7 protein-coding genes and 1 pseudogene are annotated in these 7,047 nt (G+C 67.9%); 4 read left to right on the plus strand and 4 right to left on the minus strand.

The window, feature by feature from the left end:
- Together FXN61_RS53820 and FXN61_RS45785 are read left to right on the plus strand one after the other, a co-directional pair.
- Positions 1-98: pseudogene (locus FXN61_RS53820) on the plus strand (Fe-Mn family superoxide dismutase); the annotation flags it as partial.
- Positions 99-824: an acetylxylan esterase gene (locus tag FXN61_RS45785; RefSeq protein ID WP_312878515.1), complete on the plus strand. Its 726-nt coding sequence runs from the start codon at positions 99-101 to the stop codon at positions 822-824.
- Positions 825-862: 38 nt separating this feature from the next.
- Here FXN61_RS45785 and trpC read toward each other — a convergent pair whose 3' ends face one another.
- From trpC to FXN61_RS45800, 3 genes are all read right to left on the minus strand, one after another.
- Positions 863-1,648, minus strand: a complete 786-nt coding sequence (gene trpC / locus FXN61_RS45790) for an indole-3-glycerol phosphate synthase TrpC (RefSeq protein ID WP_167980081.1) — start codon at positions 1,646-1,648, stop codon at positions 863-865.
- A 138-nt stretch (positions 1,649-1,786) separates the two neighbouring features.
- Positions 1,787-2,479 carry a glycoside hydrolase family 12 protein gene (locus FXN61_RS45795; RefSeq protein WP_167980077.1) on the minus strand — a complete coding sequence of 231 codons (693 nt, stop codon included), beginning with the start codon at positions 2,477-2,479 and terminating at the stop codon, positions 1,787-1,789.
- A 162-nt stretch (positions 2,480-2,641) separates the two neighbouring features.
- Positions 2,642-3,646 carry a LacI family DNA-binding transcriptional regulator gene (locus FXN61_RS45800; RefSeq protein WP_312878513.1) on the minus strand — a complete coding sequence of 335 codons (1,005 nt, stop codon included), beginning with the start codon at positions 3,644-3,646 and terminating at the stop codon, positions 2,642-2,644.
- 292 nt (positions 3,647-3,938) lie between these two features.
- On the opposite strand from FXN61_RS45800, the gene FXN61_RS45805 reads away from it, so the two are divergent.
- Entirely contained in the window at positions 3,939-4,955 is a 1,017-nt protein-coding gene (locus FXN61_RS45805) for a LacI family DNA-binding transcriptional regulator (protein WP_312878516.1), read from the plus strand.
- 29 nt (positions 4,956-4,984) lie between these two features.
- On the opposite strand, the gene FXN61_RS45810 is transcribed toward FXN61_RS45805, so the two are convergent.
- A complete protein-coding gene (locus tag FXN61_RS45810; protein WP_167980080.1) occupies positions 4,985-6,427 on the minus strand; it encodes an RICIN domain-containing protein in 1,443 nt (480 codons plus the stop codon).
- Between the two features lie 247 nt (positions 6,428-6,674).
- Between FXN61_RS45810 and FXN61_RS45815 the strand changes: the two genes are divergently transcribed.
- The coding region (locus tag FXN61_RS45815) for a FadR/GntR family transcriptional regulator (protein ID WP_312878514.1) at positions 6,675-7,047 on the plus strand (373 nt) is incomplete at its 3' end.

Here is a 7,047-nt window from a genome sequence, read left to right on the forward strand (position 1 = left end):
GCGAGCTCGCGGCCGCGATCGACGAGAACTTCGGCTCGTTCGACAAGTTCCGTGCCCAGCTCAACGCCGCAGCTTCGAGCATCCAGGGCTCGGGCTGGGTGCTGCCCGTCGTCGTCACGTTCATCGGCTACAGCGGCGGCCGCGGCCTGCCCACCGACCATCTGCTCTGGTCCGCCGTCGGCTACGCCCAGCTCGTCGTCGACAGCCGCGGCCAGGGCCACGACACCCCCGACCGCGACCCCGGTGGCACCCAGTGGGCCAAGGGTTTCATGACCCGCGGCATCGACTCCCCTGAGAGCTACTACTACCGGCGTCTCATCACGGACTGCGTCCGCGCCGTGGACGCGGTCGCCGACCTGCCCGGCCTCGACCGGGAACGGGTGATCGTCGCGGGTGGCAGTCAGGGCGGCGGGCTGACGATCGCCGTCGCCGGGCTGACCCGCGTCGCGGCGGCCCTGCCGGACGTGCCGTTCCTGTGCCACTTCCGGCGGGCGGCGGAGATGTGCGGCGAAGGCCCGTACCAAGAACTCGCCGAGTACCTTCGCTGGCACAGCAGGCACCGCGTGGAGCCAACGTTCGCCACGCTGTCCTACTTCGACGGCGTCCACTTCGCCCAACGCGCGACAGCGCCCGCGTTGTTCAGCGTCGGGTTGATGGACCCGATCTGCCCACCGTCCACTGTGTACGCCGCGTTCAACCACTACGCGGGCGAGGACCGGACCATGACCGTGTGGCCGTTCGCCGACCACGGCGGCGGACACGGCTCGAACTCGATCGCACAGCTGGAGTGGTTGCGCGAACGCGGTTTGGCGCCCCGCACCTGAATTTCCCGCGTGCGGCCGAGTCCCGGCGGTCGGAGTCCCTAGCGCCGGGCCTGACGAATGAACTCGCGGACCGACGACCGCGGATCACCGGAGCGAACCAACGCCTCACCGACGAGCACGACGTCCGCACCCCACCCGTGATACTCGGCGACGTCCTCAGGCCCCGTCACCCCCGACTCCGCGACCTTGACAGCCCCCTCCGGCAGGTGGGGAGCCAGCTTCCGGAAGACCGCGCGATCGACCTCGAGCGTGGTCAGGTCACGGGCGTTGACCCCGACGACCTCCGCACCCAGCTCGGCCGCCCTGGCCAGCTCGTCCTCGGTGTGCACCTCGACCAGCGGGGTGAGCCCGAGCTCGCAGGCCAGTCCGTGCAGATCCTCCAGCAGTCCGCCGGGCAGCGAGACCACCATCAGCAGCGCGAGGTCGGCACCCCAGGCCCGCGCTTCCCACAGCTGGTACGGCGTGACGATGAAGTCCTTGCGCAGCACCGGGACGTCGACCTGGGCACGGACGGCGGCCAGGTCGTCGAGCGATCCGCCGAACCGGCGCTGCTCTGTGAGAACGCTGATCGCCGCCGCACCGCCCTGCGCGTAGTCCGCGGCCAGCGCCGCCGGATCCGGGATGACGGCGAGCTCTCCCTTGCTGGGGCTCTTGCGCTTCACCTCGGCGATGATCGACACGCCCGGCGACCGGAACGCCGGCAGGGGATCCAGGGCGGGCGGTGCGTCCGCGACGCGTGCCTTCACCTCAGCGAGCGGGACCTCGCTCTGCCGTTGCGCCAGATCCTCGCGAACGCCCAGCAGGATCCCGTCCAGCACGGTCACGGTCATGCCCTTTCGTCGGAAGCGCTTGCTTTCACCTTGCCGCACGCGCGGTGCGGACCACGTGATGCCGCGCCGAGACGTTGCACACGACCGCGCCGCCCGCCGGGAACCCGGCGGACGGCGCCTTTGTCACCGCACTCAGCCGACCGAGACCGAGTAACTGTTGGTGTTGAAGTTGAGGCCACCGCTGGACGACGTGATCTCGTAGCCGAACTGCACGGAGCCGACGGTGACGTCACCGAACCAGCCCTGGCCGCGGATCCAGTTCAGCACGGCCTTCACGTCCACCGAGCCGGACCCGGTGTTGGACGTGCGGACGAACGAGAACACCGCATTCGAGCCGTTCGAGCCGCGGTGGACGTCCCAGGTGTGGCCTCCCACCGAGACCGTCGTCTGACGGGAGCCGATCGGCCCCACCGGACCGACCTTGTTCATCCACAACATGATCTCGTAGGCGTTGTTGTCACACCAGATGTCGTAGGCCGTCGTGTAGGCACCGGAGTTGGGATACGAGACGTTGAAGCTGCTCGACAGGCTCCCGAGCGAGCTGAGCCTGCGGTTCACCTGCTTCTCCGAGTGCGGGTAGGACTTGATCCCACCGGTGTTGGGATGGTTCGCCCAGACACCCCAGTTGCTGTAGGAGTTGGCCCAGACCGTCTGCGGGCCGTAGCCGTTGCCCCACACGTTGTTGCGCACCGTGTATCCGCCGTTCGACCAGGATCCCCACCTGTCGGAGGAGCTCCAGGTCGCCGCCAGCGCGGTACTGGTACCCAGGGAAACCGTCACAACGGCCACCATCGCGACAATCAGCGCACGCATGATCTTGATCATCAAATTTCCCTTCCGCACACCATTGAACGGAATTAAAGCCGCTCGAAATCGAAGCGGTTCGCGCTTTTGAACCTAACATCGAACACATCGAACACAACCGCGCGAAATCATTCGACAACATTTGAGACGGATGTATCGGCAAGCGTCAATTCACGTGCTCGTTCAGCCGGCCGCGGACGCCGCGAAGCCTGTGCGGCTGGAGAGGTTCGGCGGCAGCAACGTGAGCGGTGGGGGCTGCTGCCCGTTGAGCTTGGCCATCAGCAGCTCGACCGCCCGCCGCCCCAGCACCTCGGACGGCAGCTCCACCGACGTGAGCCGCAGCTGCTCCGCGAGCTCGTCAGGACAGATCGCCACCACCGCGACGTCGTCGGGAACCCGCCGCCCCGCGGCGCGCAGGCAGTCCACCACCCAGCCCAGCACCGCCTCGTTGTGCACGACCAGCGCGGTCATCCGCGGCAGTTCCCGCAGCAACGTCGCGACCACGGCGTGCACCGCGTCCCGCCGCTGCTCGACGGGCAGGGCCGTCGACGCGATACCGCGACGCATGACCGCGGCGCTGAACCCCGCGAGAGTCCGCTGCGCGAAGCCCGTGTTGCGGGCGTAGACGACACCGGGCGCGCCGAGGAAACCGATGCTGCGATGACCCAGCTCAGCGAGATGGTCCACGCACCGCGCACCCGCCGCACCGAAGTCCAGATCGACGCAGGTCAGGCCCTTCACGGCCGCCGGATACCCGAGCAGGACGGCCGGGCGGCCGAGCTCGCGCAGCACCGGAATCCGCTCGTCGTCGAGTCCCACGTCCATCACCAGGAACCCGTCCACCCTGGCGCCCACGGCCACCCGCCGCAGGCCGGCGGCACCCTGGTCCGCGGTCACCAGCAGCACGTCCATGTCGTGCTCACGGGCGGCGGTGACCACCGAGGTCACGAAACGCATGACCACCGGCAGATGCACGCCTTCTCTCAGAGGCAGGACCAGGGCCAGCACGTTCGTTCTGCTGCTCGCCAATGCCCGCGCGCCCGCGTGCGGGTGGTAACCGAGCAACCGAATGCTCTCCCGCACCCGAAGGCGGGTCTCGGCCGAAACCGGGCGTTTGCCGGTCAACACGTAAGAAACCGTGCTGGGAGCAACACCCGCATGCTTCGCCACGTCCACGATGGTGACCACGCCGACACCCCCGATCATGCAGCGGCACAGAATGAGCCGGCCACTGCCGAACGCCTCAGCGCCAAAATCGAAGCGCTTCGAACATCGATTTCAGAATCTGACACAGCCGAAACCAGAACGTCAAGAGAACTTCAGCTGTTCGACGATTTCGACCAATCCGGCATCGATGTTCGACGGCGGTTTCGACGGCGTCCGCCTCCGTGTCCGGCCGGACGCCGCGTCCTGGGCGCCGCATCACCGCCGTACGCGAATCCCCAGCGCCGCACTACGATGATCGCCACCTGCTGACGCGATCCGAAGGGCGGGCATGATCACGATCAAAGAGGTCGCCCGTCACGCCGGCGTCTCGATGAGCACGGTCTCCTACGTGCTCAGCGGAAAACGGAGCATCTCCGAAGAGACGAAACGGCGCGTCGAGCAGAGCATCGTGGCACTCGGCTACCACCCGAACGCCGGCGCGCGTGCGCTCGCCTCGAGCCGGTCACACGTGCTCGGCCTGATCGTGCCGTTGCGGTCGGACCACAACATGCCGGTCATCATGCAGTTCGTCTCGTCGATCGTGGCCTCCGCACGCGACTACGACTACGACGTGCTGCTGCTGACCAAGGAAGCCGGTCCCGGTGAGGCGCACAGGGTCACGGCGCGGTCCATGGCGGACGCGATCATCGTGATGGACGTGGAGAGCGCGGATCCGCGCGTTCCCGAACTGCGCGAGGTCGACGCGCCGGTCGTCCTGCTCGGCGTGCCCGACGACCACCAGGGCCTCAACTGCGTCGACCTCGACTTCGCCACCGCGGGCAGACAGATGGCCGCCCACCTGGCCGATCTCGGGCACCGCTCGATCGCGCTGATCGGCTCACCGCCCGCCGTCTACGAACGCGGCACCAGCTACGCCGCGCGGCTGCTGGCCGGTTTCCAGCACGAGACCGGACAAAGGAACCTGCCGGCCTCTGTGCACTCGTGCGCCGCCGACTACGAGTCGGTCTCGGCGTGCCTGGACGACGTGCTGCACTCCGACCGCGGCACCACCGGCCTCGTCGTGCACAACGAGGCGGTCCTCGGCCCGCTGTTGCTCGAACTGCGCCGCCGGTCGCTCGAAGTACCGGCCGACCTGTCGGTGATCACGCTGTGCCCCGACGACGTCGCGCAGAACCTGGCCGTTCCGCTCACCTCGATCGCCATCCCCGCCGAGGAACTGGGTGCGATCGCCGTCGAGATGGTGACGGCCCGCCTCGAGCGGGAACAAGCGCCGGAGGTCCGCCTGCTCCAGCCGCGGCTCACCAACCGTGGCAGCACTTCCGCCCGCTGACAACGATTTCCTGTCGCGCTTTCGACCGTTCAGCCCGCCGCGACGATCCGCCACTGCTGGTTGACGCTGTTGCTGTCACTCCACTGCCCGAGGTTCGCCGCGGCCGACGCGCGGCCCATGCCGTCCAGGTAGAGGCCGGTGGCACGGTTCCTGATGCGCACGTCGTTGCCCCTGCTGGTGCCGGTCACCACCGTCCACTGCTGACTCGTGGCCGTGCTGCCGGCACGCTGGCCCGCATCGGAACCGTTGGCAGTGCGGCCGATGCCGTCGAGGTAGAGACCGGTGGCCGCGTTCTTGAACCGGACGTAGGAGCCGGTGTTCTCGACGATCCACTGCTGACTCGTGCTGGTGCCGCCGGTTCCCTGGCCCGCCGCGGAGTCGGTGGTCCTGCCGAGACCGTCGACGTACCAGCCGGTCGCGACGTTGCGGATCTCGACACCGTTGGTGCCGCCGTCACCCACGCCCCAGGCGTAGCGCAGCCGTTGCAGTCCCGACGGGTTCGTCAGCGACAGCGTGGTGTTCGGGCCACTCCCGCTCCTGGTGGTCATGCTGTACCAGTCGCCGTCGCGCAGGCCGGGCCAGTAGACGCTGCCCATCCCGAGGCTGCGCAGCTTGGCGCTGACGCCCCGGACGTAGTCGGCCATGTACGACCCGCTGGGGATGCTGTAGTCGATGGCGTCGAAGTACACGCCGTTCTTGGTGCCAGGACCCATCGCGCCGCCCCACTCGGTGGCGATGGTGCGGCTGGCGTAGCCACCGATGTAGCTCGCGATGTGGTCCGCCCACTGGGTTTCGCTCTCGAAACCGGCGAAGAACGAGTAGTCGTGCACTGCGAGCAGCGTGCCGTTCAGCCTGCTGTCGCCGCCGACCGCGGGAACGTTCTGGGCGAGTCCCGCACCGTCGAGGATCACCCTGCCGCGCGGAACACCGGAGTACCTGGCCAACCAGGTGTTGTACATGTTGTTCAGGTCGGTGGTGCTGTAGCCGTGCGGCTCGTTGATGACCTCGAAGTAGGCGTTCGGGTTCCCGCCGTACTTCGCGATGAGGCGGTCCCACATCTGGTGGAACGCGGTCATGTTCGGTGGCCTGCCGCCGGTGTGCGCCCAGTACGCGAAGATCACGTTGCCCTTGCCGAGCGCGGTGTCGATCGCGCCGGTGTACGTGCCCCAGTAGTTCGCCACGGTCGGCTCGTTGATCGGGATCCGCACCGTGTTGGCACCGGTGATCGAGTACATCTGGCCGACGACCCTGTCCGCGACGGCGGCCGCCGAGGAGTAGGTGTCCGACGCGCTGAGCCCGGACGGGTACAGCACCCCGTTGACGAAGTTGTCCCTCTGGTCGGCCCAGTTCACGCCCCTGAACTGACTGGTGGAGGCCTGTGCCTGAGGCGAGATGGCGGTCACCAGACCCGCGGCGAGCAGCAACGAGGCCACCAGCCGCAGTGCGGTAAGCGCTTTCCAACGACGATTCATCGGCTGCTCCGCTACGTTGCGGTGTCACTCATCGCGCTCGTTCGAGTGCGGGCAGTGGTAAATGAGAGCAGCCACGCGGAGTCGACGTCAAGCAGATGAGCATGCTTATCTGGTTTGTACGTCTGGGCGTCAGATCACTGCCCTGAACGGCCACGATTGGCCGTTCGATCGGTTGTCCTGCTCGTTCGACGCGCATGTACCCTTGTTTCGACAGCAGAAAAGTCATACTCATGAAGGAGCCGTTTCGGTGGATGCCGATGCCGCGTACGCGCCGCCCGCCACCTACCGGCCGGGCTACGAGCTGGTGGCCGAGCGGATCCTGCAGCTCATCGCGGAGCTGGAGCTGCGTCCCGGTGACCGCATGCCGACCGAGAACGAGCTGGCCGGCCGCATGGGAACGAGCCGGACCGTGGTGCGGGAGGCGGTGAAGATCCTCTCGGCGCTCGGCCGGGTGCGCGCGCACAAGGGCCGTGGGCTCTACGTGGCCGACGACGAGGGCATGCTCGGTTCCTCCCGGTGGGGCGGCTTCTTCCTGCCCACCGACCTCGACCACGTCTACATGCTCTTCGAGTTCCGCCGGGTCCAGGAGACCGCGGCCGCGCGGCACGCCGCGACCCGCG

The organism is Lentzea indica, assembly GCF_012184385.1.
Classification (GTDB): domain Bacteria; phylum Actinomycetota; class Actinomycetes; order Mycobacteriales; family Pseudonocardiaceae; genus Lentzea; species Lentzea indica.